Raw genomic sequence first — 20,214 nt, 5'->3', positions numbered from 1 at the left:
TATGCGTAATGACTGTTTATCGAAAACCCGTCGCACACGGTTGACGTCGACGGCGGTGTTGCTCGTGGCGCTGCTCGCTGCGCCGGCATTTTCCGCCGCGGCCGACGAGGCGCCGATCGGGCGTGATGTCGATAGCTTGCTGGCCTATGCGCGCGAGCACAACCCGGAATTTGCGTCGGTGCGCTACGAGGCCGATGCGGCGGTCGAGCGCGTCGCGCCGGCCGGGGCCTTGCCCGACCCGAAGCTGCGCACCGAGTTGATGGACCTGACGCGGCAGGGCACGCAGTCGCCGACCGTGTTGCCGGGCCGTGTCGGTTCGGCGCGTTATACGCTGATGCAGGATGTGCCGTGGTTCGGCAAGCGCGAACTCAAGCGCGAGATCGCCGAGCTCGAGGCCGAGGGCAGCCGTAGCCGCGCGACCGGCGTCTGGCTGGATATTTCGGCGCGTATCAAGTCGGGCTTTGCGCAACTGTATTACGTCGTGCGCAGCGAGGCGCTCAACCACGAAATCCTCACGTTGATGATTCGGCTGGAGCAGGTGGCGCAGCTGCGTTATGCCAGCGGACTGGCGGCGCAGCAGGACGTGATCCGTGCGCAGGTCGAACAGACGGCTTTGCGCAACGAACTGCTCGGGCTGGAGAACGAGCGGCGGCAGTTGCAGGCACGGCTGAACGCCTGGCTGGCGCGGCCGGTCGGCGCGCCGCTGGCCGAACCGGAGCGTTTGCGGCCGGTACCGGCGCCGGCCCGCCTGCAGGCGGCTGAACTCGAAGAGCGTGTGCGGGCGCGCAACCCGCAGCTGTTCGCCGACGAGGCGAAGATCCAGGCGGCCGAGAAGTCGCGCGATCTCGCCTACAAGAACCGCTATCCCGATTTCACCTTCGGCGTCGTGCCGAACCAGACGCAGACGGCGGTGCGCCAGTGGGACATGATGGTCGAGGTCAACGTGCCCTTGCAGCAGGCGACGCGACGCGCGCAGGAGCGCGAGTCGGAGGCCATGCTGGCGGCGGCGCGCACGCGCAAGGCGGCGACCGCCAACCAGGTGCTCGGCGAACTCGCCGAAACGTTGTCGGGCCTCGATGTGGCCCGGCGCACCGAAATTCTGACGACCTCCAGCCTGCTGCCGCAGGCCGAGCTGACCTTCCAGGCGGCGCTGCCCGGCTACGAGACCGGCAAGGTCGACTTCGCGACGTTGCTCGATGCGCAGAAGCAGATCCGGCTGGCACGCCAGAACATCCTCAAGGCGCAGGCCGAAGCGCAGATTCGCCTCGCCGATCTTGAAAAGCTGCTGGGAGAGGAATTATGACTTCAGGGAATGTCCGGACCTTGACGCCGGCTGCCCGTCTGATCATCGGCCTGCTCGTCGCGGTTGTCGCCGCCGGCGGCGGTTATTGGGCCGGCCGCCATGGTGCCGCACCAGCCGACGCGGCTACGCCAGGCGCCGATGCCGGCGGCAAGGGCAAGAAGCTGCTGTTCTACCGCAACCCGATGGGCTTGCCCGATACCTCGCCGGTACCGAAGAAAGATCCCATGGGCATGGACTACATCGCGGTCTATGAGGGCGATACCGACGACGATTCCACCTCGGGCTCGGCGCTGAAAATCAGCACGGCCAAGGTGCAGAAGCTTGGCGTGCGGACCGAGGCGGCGACGCGGCGCGTGCTTGAACGCAGCGTGCGCGCGGCCGGTCGTGTCGAACCCGACGAGCGGCGCCTCTACGCGATATCGCCGAAGTTCGAGGGCTATGTCGAACGCCTCCATGTCAATGTCACCGGCCAGCCGGTCGGACGCGGCCAGCCGCTGTTCGAGGTCTATAGCCCCGAACTCGTTTCGGCCCAGCGCGAATACGCGATCGCCGCGCAGGGCGTCGCCGCGCTCGGCGCTGCCGGCAGCGAAGCGCAGTCGGGCATGAAGCAGCTCGCCGACGCGAGCCTGCTGCGCTTACGCAACTGGGACATCTCCGACGAGCAGATCCGGGCGCTGGCGCAGTCGGGCGAAACGAAGCGCACGCTGACCTTCCGCTCGCCGGTGTCGGGCATCGTCACCGAGAAGAAGGCGCTGCAGGGCATGCGCTTCATGCCCGGCGAGGCCTTGTACCAGATCGCCGACCTGTCGGCGGTGTGGGTCGTTGCCGACGTCTTCGAGCAGGACATTGGCCTGGTCCGCACCGGCGCCCGCGCCAGCGTGCGCATCAACGCTTACCCGGGAAAGACCTTCGAGGGCACCGTCGGCTACGTCTACCCGACGCTCAACGCGACGACGCGCACCGTGCCGGTTCGCGTCGAACTCGCCAATCCCGGCCTGCTGCTCAAGCCGGCGATGTTCGCCCAGGTCGAGGTCGCCGTCGGCGCACCGGCGCCGGTCGTCACCGTGCCGCTCTCGGCGGTGATCGACAGCGGCACCCGCCAGCTGATCTTCGTCGCCGCCGGCGAGGGCCGCTTCGAACCGCGCCAGGTGAAACTCGGCGCGCGCAGCGACAGCCATGTCGAAGTCATCGACGGCGTCAAGGAAGGCGAACCGGTCGTCGTCGCCGCCAACTTCCTGATCGATGCCGAAAGCAATCTCAAGGCGGCGATCGGCGGTTTCGGCAACAGCGGAAGCAATGACACCGGCAAGCCGGCGACGGCCTCGGTCGGCCACCATGCCCGCGGCCAGGTCGACGAGATCGACGCCAAGGGCGGTGTGTTGACGATCACGCACGGACCGGTCGCCAGCCTCAAGTGGCCGGCGATGACGATGGAGTTCAAGACGGCCAACGCGGCGCTGCTCGCCGGACTGAAGCCGGGGGCCGGCATCGAGTTCGAGTTCGTCGAGCGCGCGCCGGGCGAATGGGTGATCACCGCGCTGCGTCGGGACATGGCAGCGCCGGCGCACGCCGGTCATTGAGCGGAGCGCGCCCATGCTTGCCAAAATCATCGACTGGTCGGCGCGCAACCGCGCGCTGGTCCTGCTCGTCACGCTGTTCACGGTGTTTGCCGGCGTCGTCGCCGTGCTGCGCACGCCGCTCGATGCGCTGCCCGATCTCTCCGACGTGCAGGTCATCGTCTATACCGAGTATCCCGGCCAGGCGCCGCAGGTCGTCGAGGACCAGATCACCTATCCGCTGACCACCGCCATGCTGTCGGTACCGAAATCGAAGGTCGTGCGGGGCTTCTCGTTCTTCGGCGCGTCCTTCGTCTACATCATTTTCGAGGATGGCACCGACATTTACTGGGCGCGGTCGCGCGTGCTCGAATATCTCAATTTCGCCTCGGGGCGCATGCCCAAGGGTGTGACGCCGCAGATCGGTCCCGATGCTACTGGCGTCGGCTGGGTCTATCAGTACGCGCTGCTGGCCAAGGACAAGACGCTGGCCGAATTGCGCTCGATCCAGGACTGGTTCGTGCGTTACCAGTTGACCAAGGCGCACGGCGTCTCCGAAGTCGCATCGATCGGCGGTTTCGTGCAGACCTATCAGGTCACCGTCGATCCGGTCAAACTGCGTGCCTACGGCATTCCGCTGATGAAGGTGGCGCAGGTGATCCGCGACTCGAACCGCGACGTCGGCGGTCGTGCCGTCGAACTGGCCGAGACCGAGTACATGGTGCGCGGCAAGGGTTATCTGCGCGGCATCGGCGACATCGAGAACCTCGTCGTCAAGAGCGATCGCGGCACGCCGGTACTGGTGCGCGACATCGCCCGCGTCGAACGGGTGCCGGACGAACGGCGTGGATTGACCGAGCTCAACGGCGAGGGCGAGGTTGTCTCGGGCATTGCCATGGCGCGCTACGGCCAGAACGCGCTGGAGGTGATCGGCGCGCTCAAGGAGAAGATCGGCGAGGTTTCGGCCGGCTTGCCCGAAGGCGTCCGCATCGAGACGGTCTATGACCGCTCGGACCTCATCTATCGCGCCATCGATACGCTCAAGCGCACGCTGCTGGAAGAATCGGCGATCGTCGCGCTGGTCTGCGTCGTCTTCCTGCTGCATCTGCGCAGCGCCGCCGTGGCCATCCTGATGCTGCCGGTCGGCGTGCTCATCGCCTTCATCGCCATGCGCCTGCTCGGCATGAACTCGAACCTGATGAGCCTCGGCGGCATCGCCATCGCCATCGGCGCCATGATCGACGCGGCGATCGTCATGATCGAGAACGCGCACAAGCATCTCGAACGCCTGCCGGCCGGGCATCGTCATGCCGATCGCATCGACGCGATGATCGCCGCCTGCCAGGAGGTCGGTCCTGCGCTGTTCTTCTCGCTGCTCATCATTACTGTTTCCTTCCTGCCGGTGTTCAGCCTGGAAGGCCAGGAGGGGCGGCTCTTCTCGCCGCTCGCCTATACCAAGACCTTCGCCATGGCCGGTGCCGCCTTCCTGTCGGTGACGCTGGTGCCGGTGCTGATGATGGTCTTCATTCGCGGCACGATCCTGCCCGAGGCGAAGAATCCGGTGAACCGCTTCCTCATCCGCGTTTATCGTCCTGTCATCGCCGCCGTGCTGCGCCGGAAGAAGACGACCATCGTCGCCGCGCTTGTCGCGCTTGCCATCTCGGTCTTCCCGGCCTCGCGGCTTGGTTCCGAGTTCATGCCGACGCTCAACGAGGGCACGTTGTTCTACATGCCGGCGTCCTTGCCGGGAATGTCGATCACCAAGGCCGCCGAGCTGCTCCAGACCCAGGACAAGATCATCAAGAGCTTTCCCGAGGTGGCCTCGGTCTATGGCAAGGCCGGTCGCGCCAACACGGCGACCGATCCGGCGCCGACCGAGATGTTCGAGACGGTCATCAACCTCAAGCCGGAATCGGAATGGCGGAAGGGCCTGACGATCGACGCGCTGATCGCCGAGATGGACAAGGCGCTGCAGTTTCCCGGGATCTCGAATGCCTGGACGATGCCGATCAAGGCGCGCATCGACATGCTGTCGACCGGCATCCGCACGCCGATCGGCATCAAGGTCTTCGGCAAGGATCTCAATGAAATGGAGCGGCTGGCCAAGGAGATCGAGGCGGTCGTGAAAGCCGTGCCGGGCACGTCGAGCGCCTTCGCCGAACGCATTACCGGCGGCTTCTATCTCAACATCGAGCCGGACCGCGTCCAGATGGCGCGCTACGGCCTCGCCGTCGGCGATCTGCAGGATGTGATCGGCAGCGCGCTCGGCGGCGAGACGGTGACGACGACGGTCGAAGGCCGCGAGCGCTATGGCGTGACGCTGCGCTATCCGCGTGAATTGCGCGCCGATCCGCAGCAGATCGCGCGCGAGGTGCTGGTGCCGGCCATGGACGGCGCGATGATTCCGCTCGGCCAGTTGGCCAAGGTCGAGATCGCCAAGGGCGCGCCGGGCATCCGCACCGAGAACGCGTTGCTCTCGGCCTACATCTACGTCGATATCCGCGACGGCGATCTTGGCGGCTACGTCGCGCGCGCCAAAAAAGCGGTGTCGGAACAGGTGACGTTCCCGCCGGGCTATTACATCACCTGGAGCGGGCAGTTCGAGAACATGGAGCGCGCCATCGCCAAGATGAAGATCGTCGTGCCGGTGACGCTGCTGCTGATTTTCCTGCTGCTCTTCCTCAACTTCCGGCGCTGGACCGAGACGCTGATCGTCATGCTCTCGGTACCCTTCGCGCTGGTCGGCGGTATCTGGCTGATGTGGCTGCTCGGCTACCACCTCTCGGTCGCCGTCGCGGTCGGCTTCATCGCCCTGGCCGGCGTTGCCGCCGAGACCGGCGTCGTCATGCTGATCTATCTCGACCATGCCTGGGCGAACGTCAAGGCCGCCTGTCGCGACGAGGGCCGGGCGCCGACGGCCGCCGACCTCTACGACGCCATCATGGAAGGCGCGGTCGAGCGGGTGCGGCCGAAGATGATGACCGTCGTCGCCATCATGGCCGGCCTGTTGCCGATCCTGTGGGGCAGCGGTACCGGTTCCGAGGTGATGAGCCGCATCGCCGCGCCGATGGTCGGCGGCATGATCTCCTCGACCGTGCTGACGCTGGCGGTGATTCCGGCGATCTATGCGCTCGTCAAGTCATGGCGGCTGCGGCGCGGACGCGACGATTGATGTGTTTATGCTGAATTGGAAAAGCGGGAAACGCGATGCAAATTGACTGGCTTCATTTCACGCCCTGGGCATCATTGTCCGGCGGCCTGCTGATCGGCGCCGGCGTCGCCGTCCTGCTGCTGCTCGAAGGCCGTGTTGCCGGCATCAGCGGCATCGTCGGTGGGATTTTCCGGGGTGTTTTCCGTGAATTCGGCGACGCCGCCTGGCGTATCGCCTTCGTGCTCGGCCTCGTTGCCGCGCCGCTGCTCTTTGCGTCGGTGGCGTCGCTGCCGGAGAGCCGGATCGTGGCGTCGCCGCTGCTGCTGGCGCTGGCCGGCGTACTCGTCGGTTTCGGGTCGCGCCTCGGTTCGGGTTGTACCAGCGGGCATGGCGTCTGCGGGTTGGCGCGCCTGTCGCCGCGCTCGTTCGCGGCGACGCTGACGTTCATGGCCGCCGGCTTCGCCACGGTCTTCGTGCTGCGGCACGTCCTGGCCTGAGGGGCGCGCGATGAACCTGTTTATTGCCGCGCTCGCCGGTCTGCTCTTCGGCCTCGGGCTGGTCGTTTCGGGCATGGGCAATCCGGCCAAGGTCCAGGCCTTCCTCGATCTCGGCGGTGCCTGGGACCCGTCGCTGATGCTGGTGATGGGCGGCGCCATCGCCGTCGCGCTGCCGGCCTTCCGCCTCGCCGCCAGTCGGTCGCTGTCGTTCCGCGCGCGGCCAATGCGCCTGCCGTCGGCGCGGGCGATCGATCTGCCGCTCGTCGGCGGCAGCCTGATTTTCGGGATCGGCTGGGGGCTTGCCGGGATTTGTCCCGGGCCGGCCTTCGTGCTGCTCGGCGCCGGTGTGCCGGGCGGCTGGATCTTCTTTGCCGGCCTGGTCGCCGGCATGGCGCTGTTCGAACTGTTGCGCCGGCGGGTCGCTACGCCCAGGGGTTGAGGACGGCCAAGCCCGCGTAACGAAAATCCCCGACGTTGCGCGTCACCACGGTCATGCCGTGCACGAGTGCAGTGGCCGCAATCAGGGCGTCGCGCTCGCCGCGTTTGTCCGGGACATGCAGGCGTGCGCAGCGCAGCGCCACCGCCGTGTCGATGGGCAGGGTTCGGTCGGAGAACTCGGGCAAGACCTGTTGCTCCAGCCACGCGCGCAAAATGGCGCCCTGGGCGGCGTCCTTGCGTTCTATGGAGAGGACGCCGAGCGCCAGTTCCATGATGCTGATGGTTGAAATGTATAGGTCGGCAGCATCGACACTGGCCGCCCAGGCGATGACCTTTGCATCGGCCTTGCCGCTGCGGACCTTGCGCAGTTCGGACACGACGTTCGTGTCAAGGATGAAGCTCATGACAGGTCGGCCGGACGGAGGTCGACGATCGTCCGCGGCGGCTCGAAGGCGATCTCGTCGGCCACCGGCATGGCCAGCGCGTCGGCGATGTTGCGTCGCTGCCCAACGAGTCGTCGGTATTCCTCGATGCTGAGCAGCACGTGCGCAGGCTTGCCGCGATCGGTGATGACGACCGGCCCGGTCTTGGCAGCGTTCTTGGCGCGGGTGACATCCTGGTTCAGTTCCCGGCTGGTCAATGTCGTGATGGTCATCGCGACACCTCCGATGAGCGAAGTTAATGTAGGTACGTTACTACATTAACATGGCTCGGGCAACCTACTCGCCGGCAAAAAAGCGCGTGGCGCTCTCGCAGGCGGCCGTGTCGGCGAGCACGGCGTCGGGGGCGCCGCCCTTGCCCCAGAGCGTGCCGCGCCAGCGCAGACCGAGGAAGTCGGCGCAGAGGTGGTAGGAGTCGAACATCGGCTGGGCCTTGGCGAGGTCGCCGCTGGTGGTGACGATCCAGAGCGATTTGCCGGCCATCTTCGCCTTGAAGTCGAGGCCGGGAACGCGCAGCCAGCCGCTCCAGTGATCGAGGTAAGCCTTGATCGGCGAGGGGATCGAGAACCAATAGACGGGCGAGACGAAGACGAGGTCGGTGGCGGCGAGCGTCGCGTCAAGCAGGGTCTTGGCGTCGCCGGTCGGCATCGCATAGCTGCCGGTCGTGTGGCGGACATCCTCGAACGGCGGCAGCGACTGGCGGGCGAGGTCGATCCAGGTCTGGCGGGCATCGGCCGGCAGGCCCTGGGCGGCGAGCCGGGCGAGCGTCAGTGTGTTGCCGCGCTGTTCGGGGGTGCGGGTGCTGCCGTTGAGAAAGACAAAGTGGCGCATGGCGAAACTCCGTGTTCGGTGCGGAAAAAAGCGCGGTCGGCCGCTTCGGCGCCGCGATGACCGGCGAGAGGATAGTGCTTTGATGCCGCCAGCGCAAACGGTCGCGGCCGCACTTGGGCGGCCGCGACTTTGTGGGCTTCGGATGACGACGTTCAGGGGAACGTCCGATCGTCAGGGCTTAATCGACGAGTCCGGCGAAGAGTGCGGTGCTGAGGTAGCGTTCGCCGAACGAGGGGATGATGACGACGATCAGCTTGCCGGCGTTTTCCGGACGCTTGCCGACTTCGATCGCCGCCCACAGCGCTGCGCCCGAGGAGATGCCGACCAGCAGGCCTTCCTCGCGCGCCGCGCGGCGCGCGGTTTCGAGCGCGTCATCGGCCTTGACCCGGACGATCTCGTCGTAAATCTTGACGTTCAGCACGTCCGGCACGAAGCCGGCGCCGATGCCCTGGATCGGGTGCGGTCCCTTCGGTCCGCCGGAGAGCACCGGCGAGGCGTCCGGTTCGACGGCGATGGCGCGGAACGAGGGTTTGCGCGACTTGATCACTTCGCCGATGCCGGTGATCGTGCCGCCGGTGCCGACGCCGGAGATCAGGATGTCGACCTGGCCGTCGGTGTCGCGCCAGATTTCCTCGGCGGTCGTACGGCGGTGCACTTCCGGATTGGCCGGATTCTTGAATTGCTGCAGCAGCAGGTAGCGCGGGTCGGCGGCGGCGAGTTCCTCGGCCTTCTTGATGGCGCCGCCCATGCCTTCCGGTCCCGGCGTCAGGATCAGCTCGGCGCCGAAGGCGCGCAGCAGCGCGCGCCGTTCGCGGCTCATCGTTTCGGGCATCGTCAGCACCAGCTTGTAGCCGCGCGCGGCGGCGACCATCGCCAGCGCGATGCCGGTGTTGCCGCTGGTCGGTTCGACGAGGATGGTATCCGGCTTGATCAGGCCGGCCTGTTCGGCCGAGGTGATCATCGCTTCGCCGATACGGTCCTTGACGCTGTGGGCCGGGTTGAAATATTCGAGCTTGGCGACGATCGTGGCGCCGACGCCGGCAGCCAGGCGGTTGATGCGGACCAGTGGGGTGTTGCCGATCAGTTCGGTGACGCTGTTGGCGATATTGGGGGTGGCCATGACATTCTCCTTGAAAACGTGTCCGGCGCGTTCGCCGGGAAACAGACGGGGTGGGTGGGCCGCGTATCGGCCCTTGCCTTCGTTCGACAGCAATCTATCAAGTTCGTCCCGACTTTCGAACGAATCAATTTTCATATCGATATCTCTCGGCGCGATAAGGCGCAACGCATGCTTGTTCCATGCGCAAGCGGAGCAATGCCGTCTGTATCGGCACCCCGGAGGGCCGTCGGCGCGGCCCTGGATCCCTGCTGAAACGGGCTCGTGTATGGCATTGAACTACACCGCGCAGGACGGTTGCCGCCTCTGCGGCACGGAAGGCAAACACAGGATTTGCGATACGCGATCGTGTCGACGATCGGTGCGAGACGCCTGCCGTGCTTCAGGCTGCGAGCGCTGCGCCCGGTGTGGCGATGCGGTGCCTGTAGCCGCTGACTGACTGGATTGCGTCGAGGTCGTTACGCAGGGTTTCGGCGAGCGCTTCACCGTCGGGCCAACGACCGTAACCCGAGGCGACGTTGACGTGGCCGGCGCGTCCGAGACTGATTTGCGGAATACGCCAGTGCTGCGCGAGCGCGGTCGCGGCGGCGAAGGAGAGCCAGGGATCGTTCTCGCTGGCGACGAGGAGGCCCGGGCGTCCTAGCGGATGGGCGAACAGGGTCGTGTCAAGACCGAAACGTTCGGGTGCGGCGGGGGCGACGAAGAGCGTCGCGCCGATCGGCGTGCCGAGCACGATCTGCGCATAGGCGGTGGCAAGGCAGCCAAAACTGTGGGCGACAACGAGCGGCGCGCGTTCGGCCTGCTGCACCGCCTGGTCGATGTTCCCGGCCCAGGTGACGATGTCGTTGTCGTTCCAGGCCTGGTCGACACGGCTGGCGCGGCCAATCGATGCTTCGAGCAGAGTCTGCCAGTGCCCGGCTTCGCTATTGCCGCGGCCGGGCACGATCAGGACGGGGGGAAGGCTCATGGTCGCTCCTGGCGTTCGGGTCATTTGGATGAGCGCTCACTCTACGTTGCAGCCTGACGGGAGCAAACGAATTCCTTGTTCGTTCGATATTCCTCGGGATTATATCGACGGCAACAGCGCAGGCCGCGCGTGCCGGTTCATGAATTTGGCATGCTGACGCCGCCGCCTGTTAGGCGAAATCGCCGGACTTCATGGCGTGCGATGCGCTGGGTCGCTTGTTATAAGCAAATAGCGATTTATTCGTTCTGAATCGTCGGCGCTTCTCCTAGACTGCGCTTTTCTGAAACGTGACAGGAGTCCGGCGATGGGCGCGAATCCACGATGGCGTGGCCGTCTGGCGGCCTTGCGGCAGTGCTTGAAGCACTGGTGGGCACGACGTTCGGCCGCCTGCTGCGGCGAGCCCTTCCGGATCGGCGTCCTCGATCGTTGACGGTGTGCTTCTCTCATTAGGCGATCGGAGTGACGATGAACTTCCAGCAGCTGCGCATCATCCGCGAGACCGTGCGGCAGGACTTCAACCTGACGACGGTCGCCAATACGCTGTTTACCTCGCAGCCCGGCGTCTCGAAGCACATCAAGGATCTTGAAGATGAACTCGGTATCGAGATCTTCGTCCGGCGCGGCAAGCGGCTGCTCGGGCTCACCGAACCGGGCAAGGAACTGCTGACGGTGGTCGAGCGCATCCTGCTCGACACGCAGAATGCCCGGAGCATTGCCGACCACTTCTCCAACAAGGACGCCGGTAGCCTCGTCATCGCGACGACGCACACGCAGGCGCGCTATGCGCTGCCGGAGGTGATCAAGTCCTTCCGCGACGAATATCCGAAAGTGCACCTGGCCCTGCACCAGGGCAGCCCGCGCGAGATCGCCGAGCTCCTGACGGCCGGCGAGGCCGATATCGCCATCGCCACCGAATGGCTGGCGAACGTGCCCGAAGTCGTCACCTTTCCCTATTACACCTGGCATCACGCCGTCATCGTGCCCAAGGGGCATCCGCTCGAATCGCTCGACAAGATTACGCTGGCCGACCTCGCCGAATATCCGATTGTCACCTATCACGAGGGGTTCACCGGCCGCGCCAACATCGACCGCCGCTTTGCCGAAGCCGGGCTCGCCCCGGATATCGTGCTCTCGGCGATCGATGCCGACGTAATCAAGACCTATGTCGGCATCGGACTCGGCGTCGGCATCGTCGCCGCCATGGCCTTCGATCGCGAGCGCGACGGCCATCTCACGCTGATCGAGCAGCCCGATCTCTTCGTTCCGAACACGACGCGACTGGCGCTGCGCCGCGGCGTCTACCTGCGGCGCTATGCCTATGCGCTGATCGCCAAGCTGGTCCCCGGCTTGACCGAGGAACGTATCGGCGAGCTGCTGCGGCAGCCGGCGAGCGGCGGCGAGGATTTCTCGATCTAGCCGTTTCCGGTATCGCTATCGTCAGCCCGCACTGCCTTGCGATGCGGCCGGCTTTTGCCGGCGCGTGATGTACACCCCGGCGAAGATGCAGGCGGCACCGGCCGCCTGCAAGGGGCCGAAGCTTTCGCCAAGGAGAAAGTGGCCGGTGATGACCGCGAAGATCGGCGAGACGTTGCCGAAGATCGCCACGCGCGAACTGCCGATGACGCCGCAGCCCCAGATCCAGAGGAAATTGCACAGGCACAGGGCAATGACGCCTGAATAGATGACGCAGAGCCAGGCGGAAACCGGGACGGCCGACCACTGTACGGCCATCACCTCGGGCAGCGAAGCGCAAAGCAGCAGTCCGGTAGTGATGACGATCATATAAGCGGTGACCTGGGTGCTCGAATAGCGGTGCAGCAACTCCTTCGAGAACACCGTGTAGTAGGCGTTTCCGGCTTGCGAAACGAAGATCAGCAGGGCGCCGGCGAGATGGGCGCCGATCAGGCTGATTTCGCGTCCGGCGCCGATCACGATCAGGAGGACGCCGGCGACCGACAGGGCGACGCCGAGGACGACGGCACGGCGCAAGGGTTCGAAGCCGAAAAGCTTGTTCAGGAGCAGCACGCTGACCGGCATCAGGCAGAGCATGAAGGAGGCATTGCCCGCCGTGGTGCGCTGGATGCCTTCGGTAAAGAAGAACTGGAAGACAAAGAAGCCGAGCGCGCTGACGCGGAAGAAGCGTCCGCGGTCGCCGCGTGCGATCGGGCGGTGGCTGCGCGAGAGCCAGAGGGCGAAGAGGGCGAGCACGCTGGCAGCGGCGAGGCGCGCCACATTGAAGGCTTGCGGCGGCAGATGCTGCAGCGCGTACTTGACAACGGGATGATTGACCCCCCAGACGATGGCGACGAGGAGGAGGGTGATTTCCGCGCGGCGCAGAGGTTTGTGCATGCGTGTTGGGGGAACGTGTCCGACGGTGCCGGCGTTCGGGAGAACGGCGCGCGGGGCGCGCCCGCGGTGTCCGAGGCGGCCGCCGGGCTGAGGCCGGTGGCCGCGTCAGGGCGAGGGCTTACATCTGCTTGGCGTATTCGTCGACCTTGCGCACGGTCAGGTCGAGCACGGCCTTGCCGGGCTGGCCCTTGGCTTCGAGGTCGCTCGCCCACTTGTCCCACACGAGTTTGCCCTTGTCGCGCCACTTGGCCGTTTCGCCGGCATCAAGCGTGGCGATCTTGCCGCCGGCCTTGACGAACTTCGCCGTCGACATTTTCTTGGTCTCGTCGAAGGCGCGCGCGAAGAGTTGGCTGGCCTTCTCGCCGCTTTCCTCGTCGAAGACCTTCTGCACTTCCGGCGGCAAGGCGTCCCAGGTCTTCTTGTTCATGACCAGGAAGAAGACGCCGGCATTGACGTTGGCATCGAGCCCGCTCTTCAGGATTTCTTGCAGGTTCATCATCTCGACCGCTTCCCAGGCCAGCACGGCGCCATCGATGACGCCCTTTTCGGCCGCCTGGTAGGTGTCGGGCGAAGGCATCGCCATCGGGCTCGATCCGAGCGATTGCAGCAGCGGAATCAAGGGGCCGCCGCCGGTGCGGATCTTCTTGCCCTGCATGTCGGCCATGCCGACGATCGGCTTCTTCGAGACGATCGGCGCGCCGTCATGACAGTGCAGGGTCAGCACCTTCACGTCGGCGAATTCCTTCCTGATGTACGGAGAGTTCTGGTAGAGGTCCCAGATCACCTTGCTGCCGAGCGTCGCCTTGTCGATACCCAGCATCGGCAGGTTGATGACTTCGGTCAGCGGAAAGCGGCCGGGGAAGAAAGCGACATAGCTCCAGGCGATGTCGGTGACCCCCTTGATCGTGTTGTCGTAGGCGTCGGGCGCCTTGCCGAGCATCGAGGAGGGATAGACGTCGATCTTCACCTGTCCGCCGGTTCTCGTCTCGATGGCCTTCACCCAGGGCGCGAAACCGTTGGCGGCGAGAAAGGAGGTCGGCGGGTTGTGGTGGGCGAACTTGAGCCGGAACGTTTTTTTCTCGGGTTCGGCGCCGAACGACGCCAGCGCGACCGATGCCATCAGCGATGCCAGCAGAGCCTTCATTGCAAATTTCATGTAACGCCTCCTCTGTCCTTATTGCGATTGAATACAAGCGGTTTGCGGGATGGAAGTGCAGCGCTGGGGCAGAGCGGCGCGTCGTGCCGCGATCGGCGCTGGAATGACGTCATTTTAGTGTATCGTAATGCGGTACATCGTATCGTTTGGCTGCATTGCAAGCAACTTACTGCATTGGCATGAGGGGCGGTATTGATTTATGGTTATGGCGATATTCCGGCCGGGAATGCCGTGAGGCCGGTTGGGCTGGTGCCGGGGCGGTCTCGCCTTGACGCGCAAAGACGCCGGGACGGCGCGGCGAGTGATGAAGCGCTTCCTTTGACATGGGAATGGTGGCGATGACGGATGACGGTGTGACGGAGAGCGAGCAGGCAGGAGCACGTGGCAAGCGCGAGGGCGGGATTCAGGTGCTCGTTCGCGCCAGCCGCATCCTGCGCGTGCTGGGCGTTCATCCCGACGGGCTGAGCCTTGGCGAGATCGCCCAGCGCGTCGAGTTGCCGAGGTCGACGGTGCAGCGCATCGTGAACTCGCTGACGGCCGAGAATATCCTCGAATCGGCGGGAGCCGGCGGCGGCGTCCGGCTTGGCCCGGCGCTCGGGCAGCTGGCCTATCAGTCGCAGGCCGATATCGTTTCCACGGTGCGTCCGTATCTCGAACGCCTGGCGCGCGCGCTCGACGAAACCGTCTGTCTGTCGCAACTCCGGGCCCATGACGCCTGTATCATCGATTTCGTCGTCGGCGAGCAGTCGCTGCGCATCGTCCCGAAGCTGGGGATGAATGTGCCGATCCATCTCGGCGCCGAGGGCAAGGCGCTCCTGGCGGCGATGGGCGAAGCGGGGGCGCGGACATGGCTCGAATTCCATGCCGATGCGGTGTTGCCGGACAGGACGTTGCTGCCGTCGCTGCTCGCGGAGCTTGCGCAGGTTCGCCAGGCGGGGTTTGCCGTCGACGATGGGCGATGCACCGAGGGGATCAGCGCCATTGCCGCGACCGTGCAGACCTACCGCGGGCCGTACGCGCTGACCGTGGTCGCCCCGAGCGCGCGCATGCAGGCCCGGCGCGCCGAGTATCTCAGGCAGTTGAAGGCGACGCTCGCCGCGATCCGGCCGCTGGTCGGCGCCCCGGCAGCGCGCGCCGGCGATCCCGGAGTGGACGGCGCGCGATTTGACGGGAATAATCGCGGCGTGTTGCCAACTTCCAATGACAGTGCCATCGAATGCATGCCAGCAAGATAGCGCTCTACCACGACCTGATCGAGCATCTGCGCAGTATCGTCGGGCGGCGTGATCGCAACAGTCTGAACCAGGCGCTGGTGCTGACGGTGGGGAGTATTTTCGGCGCGGCGCAGACGACGCTGTTGCGCATCGTTCACCATTGCGGCACGAATTACGCGATCCCCTGCGTCGTCCGCAGCGCGGATGCCGAAACCTTCAGGGATGTCTATCTCGCCGCGCCGCAGGACGGCTATCCGCTCGACAGCCGGGAGGACTACGCCACCTGTTGTCGCGCCGGTGCGCCGATGTCGATCGAGCGCGATGAAATTGGCATCCATCTTTTTCCGCTCGAGCATCGCGACGAGGTCCATGCCCTGCTCGAACTGCAGCGCGACCGGCCGCTCGATGCGAACGAGATGCACCTCATGGAGGATTTGCTCGGCCTCTTTCTCGATCATCTCGCGCTGATCGATTATGCCGAAAGCGATACCCTGACCGGACTGCTCAATCGCAAGACCTTCGACGAGAACCTGTCGCGGATGCTGGCGCATGCCGGCAACGATGCCGTCGGCGAGGCGTCGCAGGATCGGCGCCACCTCAAACCTGGCGACGTGTCCAATTGGCTGGCGATGGTCGACATCGACCACTTCAAACGCATCAACGACGAGCACGGCCACATCATCGGCGACGAGGTGCTGCTGCTGATCGCGCAGGCGATGCGCCGCGCCTTCCGTTTCAACGACCAGTTGTTCCGGTTTGGCGGCGAGGAATTCGTCAGCGTGCTGCAGCTGACCGATCGCGACGATGCGCGGCATGTGCTGGAACGTTTTCGCAAGCATATCGAGGCGTCGGTGTTTCCGATCGTCGGCCGGGTCACGATCAGCATCGGCTTCACCCGGGTCGATGAGCTCGACACGCCGACCGAACTCGTCGGCCGCGCCGACCAGGCGCTTTACTTCGCCAAGCGCAACGGCCGCAATCGCGTCGAATGCTACGAGGATCTGGTGGCCAGCGGCCAGTACGTCGTCGCCCATCCGGCTCGACCGGCGGTCGAACTGTTCTGAGGGGCGCGTGCCTGTCACCGGCAAGTCGCCCGACGGCAGCAGCTTGCGGCAGAGCGCGACAGGAATTCACGGCGCAAGTCAAGCGCTGGCGCGTCCCGATGTTTTGATTTTTTCAAAAAGGGCAAGCGGATCGGCGCTGCTACAATCTCGGGTTGCCAATGACAAATCGCTTTCAAGGACCATGAGCCGGAGTCTCGCATCAACCTGTGTCACGCCCGGCGGAACAAGGCCCCGGCCGACTTGCCGGAGCAGGACCGATGTCATCTAAACGCGGTCTGCATTACAGCTGGGTGATCGTAGCCACGGGCGTGTTCGTGCTTTTTGCGACGATCGCGCTCGGACGCTTCTCCTATACGGCGATCCTGCCCGGAATGAAAGCCGGTCTTGCGCTGGGGTACGACCAGATGGGCCTGATCGGGACCGCCAATTTTGTCGGATACCTGATCGCGGTGTGGGCGTTTCCATCGGTCATCCATCGACTTGAAGCGCGGTGCACGATCGCCCTCGGATTGCTGCTGGTCGGCGGGAGTCTGGTCGGGATGAGCTTTTGCGGCGGTTTCCCGAGTGCGGTGGTCGTTTATGTGCCGGCCGGCATGGGCACCGCCTTCGGCCAAATCGGAATGATGACGGTGATCCAGCGCTGGTATCGCAGCGAGCAGCGCGGCAAGGCGTCCGGCTTGGTCACCTGCGGCAACGGCCTGGGCATCGTTTTCGTCGGGGCCGTCATTCCCTGGTTCAACCAGGTCAATGGCAGCGATGGATGGCGTCACGCCTGGCTGGTATTCGGGCTGGTCGCGCTGGCGGTGATGCTGCTCGCCGCTGCTTTCTTGCGAAGTTCTCCGGCCGATGTCGGGCTCGAACCGATCGGCAAGGCCGGGGACGGCGCGCCGTTGGCGGCTCAGGTCCAGGGGTTCGACAAAGACTTGCTGCTGCGTTTCGGTGCGGTGTACCTGATCTTCGGCGCCACCCACATGATTTACGGAACCTTCATCGTCAGTTCCATGGTCAGCGATCATGGGCTGAGCGTTCAGACGGCGGGGTTCTACTGGTCGTCGGTCGGCATACTCAGTCTGGTTTCCGGCATCGGTTTCGGTGCGCTGTCGGATGTCATCGGACGCCGATACGGCTTGGCCGTCATATTTGTTGTGCATTCCCTGGCCTATTTTCTGGCAGGCATCGAGGCCGGATCGGTGGCGCTGATCGGTTCGATCGTGTTGTTTGGCATCTCGATGTTTGCGGTGCCCGCCGTCATGGCCGCCGCCATCGGCGACTATTTCGGAGTGGTCGGCGCCGCCCGGGCGTTCTCGCTGATCAGCCTGTTCTACGGGGCGGGGCAGACGCTCGGCCCGGCCATTGCCGGCGTCATTGCCGGGAGTCGCGGTTCCTTCAGTTCGACCTACTTGCTGTCGTCGATGCTGACGCTGGTTGCTGCCGTCTATTCGGCGAAGCTGCCGCCGCCCCCCGTTTCCGGGAGAGGTGTCGCGGCGCGGCGCTGAGACGGCGTGTCGTGGCGATGACGATGGTTCAGCCGGCTGGCATGCGGGCGTCCTGGGCGTCCGGTCCGCGTGGGCGGCGGCGCGGCGTCAGCGATGCCGGGGTGCTGCGGCCGGCGAGAATGGCGGCGCGCAGACGCACGATCGCCTGAGTGTGGATCTGGCTGATGCGCCCTTCGCTGAGGCCGAGCGTTGCGCCGATCTCGCGCATCGTGCGCTGCTCTTCGTAATAGGCCGAGACGACCGTTTTCTCGCTTGCCGGCAGGCGTTCGAGTGCGTCGGAGAGCGTGCGCTTGAACATCTTTCGTTCCAGCACGACGAAGGGGTCGCTGCCGTTGTCGGCGCAGAATTCGAGGTAGCTGCCGTTCTCGGTTTCGCCCTCGAAATCTTCGAGGGATAACAGCGTATAGCCGTCGGCCAGTTGCAGGCAGCGCTGATAGCGGGCGAGCGGCAGTCCGATGGCGAGGGCGACTTCGCCTTCGTCCGGATCGCGACCGAGTTCTTGCTGGAGTTGGTGCGTCGCCCGGGCGGCCTCGCGCATCACCCGCCGGATCCGCGGCGGGGCCGGGTCGAGGGCGCGCAATCCGTCGAGAATGGCGCCACGGATGCGTTTCGCCGCGAGCGCCTGGAATTGCCGGGAATTCACCTGTTTGCTGTGCCGCACGATGGCGTCGAGCAAACCGAGCGCGCCATCTTGAACCAGATCGTCAAGCGCGACGTTGTCCGGGAAGTTCCTCGCCATGCTGTTGGCAATCCTGCGGACGAGCGGCGAATGCGCCTCGAATAATTCGCGGGGCGTACCGTTGGCGAAATCGTCCGCGGGTGGGCGAGGGGGCTTGGCTTTCATTGGCGCGAAACGATCGTGGAAGGTACTCCGCCACAAGCACTCGTGATGCTTGTTTCATAGATTGAGAATAGCAGAGCGGCGCAGGAATGGTGACGGGATGGCCAGGTGCCTGTGGCGATGGCCTTTTGCGCAGTGTGGTCTTTCCTCCGCTTATGCTATTTGTGTTGGCGGCTCCAGAGAGAGGGTGCAACAGGGTGGGGCGCCGATCGGGCAGTGTCGTCGGCGGGATTCATGTTTCGCACGAAGAGGCTGTTCCGCAGTCGACTTGGGGGGATAATCATGCCTGTCGGCAGTCGTTTGCGCTTTGCCGCCGGCACGGGCGTATCCGCCGGGTTTCGTCATCGTCGTCAGGTGGCGCGGAGGATGGCAGGAACGAAGGGCATCTTGAGGACAACGGGCGCGTGACATGAAGAACTGGTTTGAGGCGTATCGCTCCCTGTGGTCGGGGCCCGACCAGGGGCGCCGGCGGGCGCTGCTCTTCGCGCTGTTCGTCTTCGCCATCTGCGCCTGGGTGGGCGAGCGCTTCATCCAGAACCATGTGCATGAGGCCCAGGCCTCGCAGAAATTCACGGCGATCGCGCAAGCCTCGAATATCCGCTCAAGGCTGGAGAGCCAGCTCAATTCGCTGCTGTTCCTGAGCAGCGGCCTGAGCAGTTATCTCGTCGTGCGCAACCAGAACCTGCGCCAGGCCGAGATTCACGACATCCTCAAGGCGCTGCACGGCAGCAATCCGAAAATCCGCAACTTCGGCATCGCCGTCGGCTATCGCCTGCATTACATCTATCCGCTGGAAGGGAACGAGTCGGCCGTCGGCCTGTATTACCCGGACCAGAAAAGCCAGTGGCCGGTGATCGAACGGACCATTCGCGAGGGCAAGCCGGTTCTCGACGGTCCGCTGGATCTCGTGCAGGGCGGGCGCGGTCTCGTCTTTCGTTCGCCGATCTTCATCGAAGGCCATTACTGGGGGCTGTTGTCGACGGTTATCAACGCCGAATCGCTGTTTGCCGCCGCCTTCGAGGGGATGGATAACAGCCAGATCGATTTTGCGCTGAAACGCGACGAGACGCCGACTGCGGCGCGGATTGCCGTGTATGGCGACATGGCCGTCTTCGACGATCCGGGTGTCGTGACGCAGAGCATCCTGATTCCCGGCGGCCGATGGACGGTGGGCGTGATCAGCCGGCAGGACGGTCGTCTCGAGCGTTTCGCCCGCTTGGCGCGGCTGACGATCTTTCTGGTCAGTTGCCTGGTTGCCTGGGCGATTTATTCGAACATGCTGAATCGTATCCGGCTGTCCGAACTCGCGCTGTATGACCGGCTCACCGGTCTTGCCAACCGGAACTTGCTGCAGAACTACGCCAAGCTCGCTTTCTCGCGCTGCGAGCGGCGTGGCGAGTTGGGCTGCGCGATCCTGTTCTTCGATCTCGACGGATTCAAGTCGCTCAACGATACCTATGGCCACGATGCCGGCGACACCGCCCTGCGGGTGACCGCGGCGCGGGCGAAGTCGGTGTTGCGCGCCACCGATGTGATCGCCCGCTGGGGCGGCGATGAATTCATCGTCCTGCTCGAGGACAGTACGCCGGAAGGCGTCGAGGCGCTCAAGGCGCGGCTGCGCAGCGCGATCGAAAAGCCGATCCAGCACAAGCACCGCGAAATCGGCGTCGGCGTCTCGATCGGTCTGGCCTGGTATCCGGCGGCCGGCGAGGATCTCGACGCGATCCTCCGGGTGGCGGATGCCCGCATGTACGAGGACAAGCGGGCCCGGAAACAGGCGCCCTGAGGGGGTGT

General features: G+C 65.0%; 19 protein-coding genes. 11 read left to right on the top strand and 8 right to left on the bottom strand.

Features of this window, described 5'->3' with window-relative positions; genetic code table 11:
• Window position 1: 1 nt before the first annotated feature.
• Genes BLR25_RS14570 through BLR25_RS14550 form a run of 5 tightly spaced genes read left to right on the top strand, consistent with a single transcriptional unit; the run spans window position 2 to window position 6,946 of the window.
• Window positions 2–1,303, top strand: coding sequence for a TolC family protein (locus BLR25_RS14570; RefSeq protein ID WP_091938617.1), 1,302 nt, complete (start codon window positions 2–4; stop codon window positions 1,301–1,303).
• Window positions 1,300–2,883 carry an efflux RND transporter periplasmic adaptor subunit gene (locus BLR25_RS14565; RefSeq protein WP_091938616.1) on the top strand — a complete coding sequence of 528 codons (1,584 nt, stop codon included), beginning with the start codon at window positions 1,300–1,302 and terminating at the stop codon, window positions 2,881–2,883. The genes BLR25_RS14570 and BLR25_RS14565 overlap by 4 nt, the downstream gene beginning before the upstream one ends.
• Window positions 2,884–2,896: 13 nt before the next feature.
• Window positions 2,897–6,031: an efflux RND transporter permease subunit gene (locus BLR25_RS14560; protein WP_091938615.1), complete on the top strand. Its 3,135-nt coding sequence runs from the start codon at window positions 2,897–2,899 to the stop codon at window positions 6,029–6,031.
• Between the two features lie 35 nt (window positions 6,032–6,066).
• A complete protein-coding gene (locus BLR25_RS14555; protein ID WP_091938614.1) occupies window positions 6,067–6,507 on the top strand; it encodes a YeeE/YedE family protein in 441 nt (146 codons plus the stop codon).
• Between the two features lie 10 nt (window positions 6,508–6,517).
• Entirely contained in the window at window positions 6,518–6,946 is a 429-nt protein-coding gene (locus BLR25_RS14550; protein ID WP_091938613.1) for a DUF6691 family protein, read from the top strand.
• On the opposite strand, the gene BLR25_RS14545 is transcribed toward BLR25_RS14550, so the two are convergent.
• From BLR25_RS14545 to BLR25_RS14525, 5 genes are all read right to left on the bottom strand, one after another.
• Window positions 6,930–7,349 carry a type II toxin-antitoxin system VapC family toxin gene (locus BLR25_RS14545; protein ID WP_091938612.1) on the bottom strand — a complete coding sequence of 140 codons (420 nt, stop codon included), beginning with the start codon at window positions 7,347–7,349 and terminating at the stop codon, window positions 6,930–6,932. The two genes, BLR25_RS14550 and BLR25_RS14545, sit on opposite strands and share 17 nt — an antisense overlap.
• Window positions 7,346–7,600 (bottom strand): type II toxin-antitoxin system Phd/YefM family antitoxin, encoded by a 255-nt coding sequence (locus tag BLR25_RS14540; RefSeq protein WP_091938611.1) that lies wholly within the window; start codon window positions 7,598–7,600, stop codon window positions 7,346–7,348. Before BLR25_RS14540 ends, BLR25_RS14545 begins: the two co-directional genes overlap by 4 nt.
• 64 nt (window positions 7,601–7,664) lie before the next feature.
• Complete coding sequence (locus BLR25_RS14535; RefSeq protein WP_091938610.1) at window positions 7,665–8,216, bottom strand: flavodoxin family protein; 552 nt, start codon at window positions 8,214–8,216, stop codon at window positions 7,665–7,667.
• Between the two features lie 178 nt (window positions 8,217–8,394).
• A complete protein-coding gene (gene cysK / locus BLR25_RS14530; protein WP_091938671.1) occupies window positions 8,395–9,336 on the bottom strand; it encodes a cysteine synthase A in 942 nt (313 codons plus the stop codon).
• A 379-nt stretch (window positions 9,337–9,715) separates the two neighbouring features.
• Entirely contained in the window at window positions 9,716–10,300 is a 585-nt protein-coding gene (locus tag BLR25_RS14525; protein WP_176785911.1) for an RBBP9/YdeN family alpha/beta hydrolase, read from the bottom strand.
• A 304-nt stretch (window positions 10,301–10,604) separates the two neighbouring features.
• Between BLR25_RS14525 and BLR25_RS21800 the strand changes: the two genes are divergently transcribed.
• Both BLR25_RS21800 and BLR25_RS14520 read left to right on the top strand, forming a co-directional pair.
• Window positions 10,605–10,730 (top strand): hypothetical protein, encoded by a 126-nt coding sequence (locus BLR25_RS21800; protein WP_281245587.1) that lies wholly within the window; start codon window positions 10,605–10,607, stop codon window positions 10,728–10,730.
• Window positions 10,731–10,765: 35 nt separating this feature from the next.
• Entirely contained in the window at window positions 10,766–11,716 is a 951-nt protein-coding gene (locus BLR25_RS14520) for a CysB family HTH-type transcriptional regulator (protein WP_091938608.1), read from the top strand.
• Between the two features lie 21 nt (window positions 11,717–11,737).
• Here the strand turns inward: BLR25_RS14520 and BLR25_RS14515 are convergent, their stop codons facing one another.
• Window positions 11,738–12,649, bottom strand: a complete 912-nt coding sequence (locus BLR25_RS14515; protein ID WP_091938607.1) for a DMT family transporter — start codon at window positions 12,647–12,649, stop codon at window positions 11,738–11,740.
• Window positions 12,650–12,767: 118 nt separating this feature from the next.
• Complete coding sequence (locus BLR25_RS14510) at window positions 12,768–13,805, bottom strand: TRAP transporter substrate-binding protein (protein WP_091938606.1); 1,038 nt, start codon at window positions 13,803–13,805, stop codon at window positions 12,768–12,770.
• Window positions 13,806–14,143: 338 nt separating this feature from the next.
• On the opposite strand from BLR25_RS14510, the gene BLR25_RS14505 reads away from it, so the two are divergent.
• The 3 genes from BLR25_RS14505 (at window position 14,144) to BLR25_RS14495 (ending at window position 17,579) form a co-directional block, all read left to right on the top strand.
• Window positions 14,144–15,040 (top strand): IclR family transcriptional regulator, encoded by an 897-nt coding sequence (locus BLR25_RS14505; RefSeq protein ID WP_176785910.1) that lies wholly within the window; start codon window positions 14,144–14,146, stop codon window positions 15,038–15,040.
• A complete protein-coding gene (locus BLR25_RS14500; protein WP_091938604.1) occupies window positions 15,022–16,083 on the top strand; it encodes a GGDEF domain-containing protein in 1,062 nt (353 codons plus the stop codon). Before BLR25_RS14505 ends, BLR25_RS14500 begins: the two co-directional genes overlap by 19 nt.
• A gap of 257 nt (window positions 16,084–16,340) precedes the next feature.
• Window positions 16,341–17,579, top strand: a complete 1,239-nt coding sequence (locus tag BLR25_RS14495) for an MFS transporter (RefSeq protein WP_091938603.1) — start codon at window positions 16,341–16,343, stop codon at window positions 17,577–17,579.
• Between the two features lie 28 nt (window positions 17,580–17,607).
• Here the strand turns inward: BLR25_RS14495 and BLR25_RS14490 are convergent, their stop codons facing one another.
• Entirely contained in the window at window positions 17,608–18,423 is an 816-nt protein-coding gene (locus tag BLR25_RS14490; protein ID WP_091938602.1) for a FliA/WhiG family RNA polymerase sigma factor, read from the bottom strand.
• 406 nt (window positions 18,424–18,829) lie between these two features.
• On the opposite strand from BLR25_RS14490, the gene BLR25_RS14485 reads away from it, so the two are divergent.
• Entirely contained in the window at window positions 18,830–20,206 is a 1,377-nt protein-coding gene (locus tag BLR25_RS14485) for a sensor domain-containing diguanylate cyclase (protein WP_091938601.1), read from the top strand.
• The last annotated feature ends 8 nt before the right edge of the window (window positions 20,207–20,214 follow it).

It is taken from the genome of Propionivibrio dicarboxylicus (assembly GCF_900099695.1).
Taxonomy (GTDB): domain Bacteria; phylum Pseudomonadota; class Gammaproteobacteria; order Burkholderiales; family Rhodocyclaceae; genus Propionivibrio; species Propionivibrio dicarboxylicus.
Note: the sequence above shows the minus strand (reverse complement) of the source record. Positions and strands in the feature narration are given on the sequence as shown.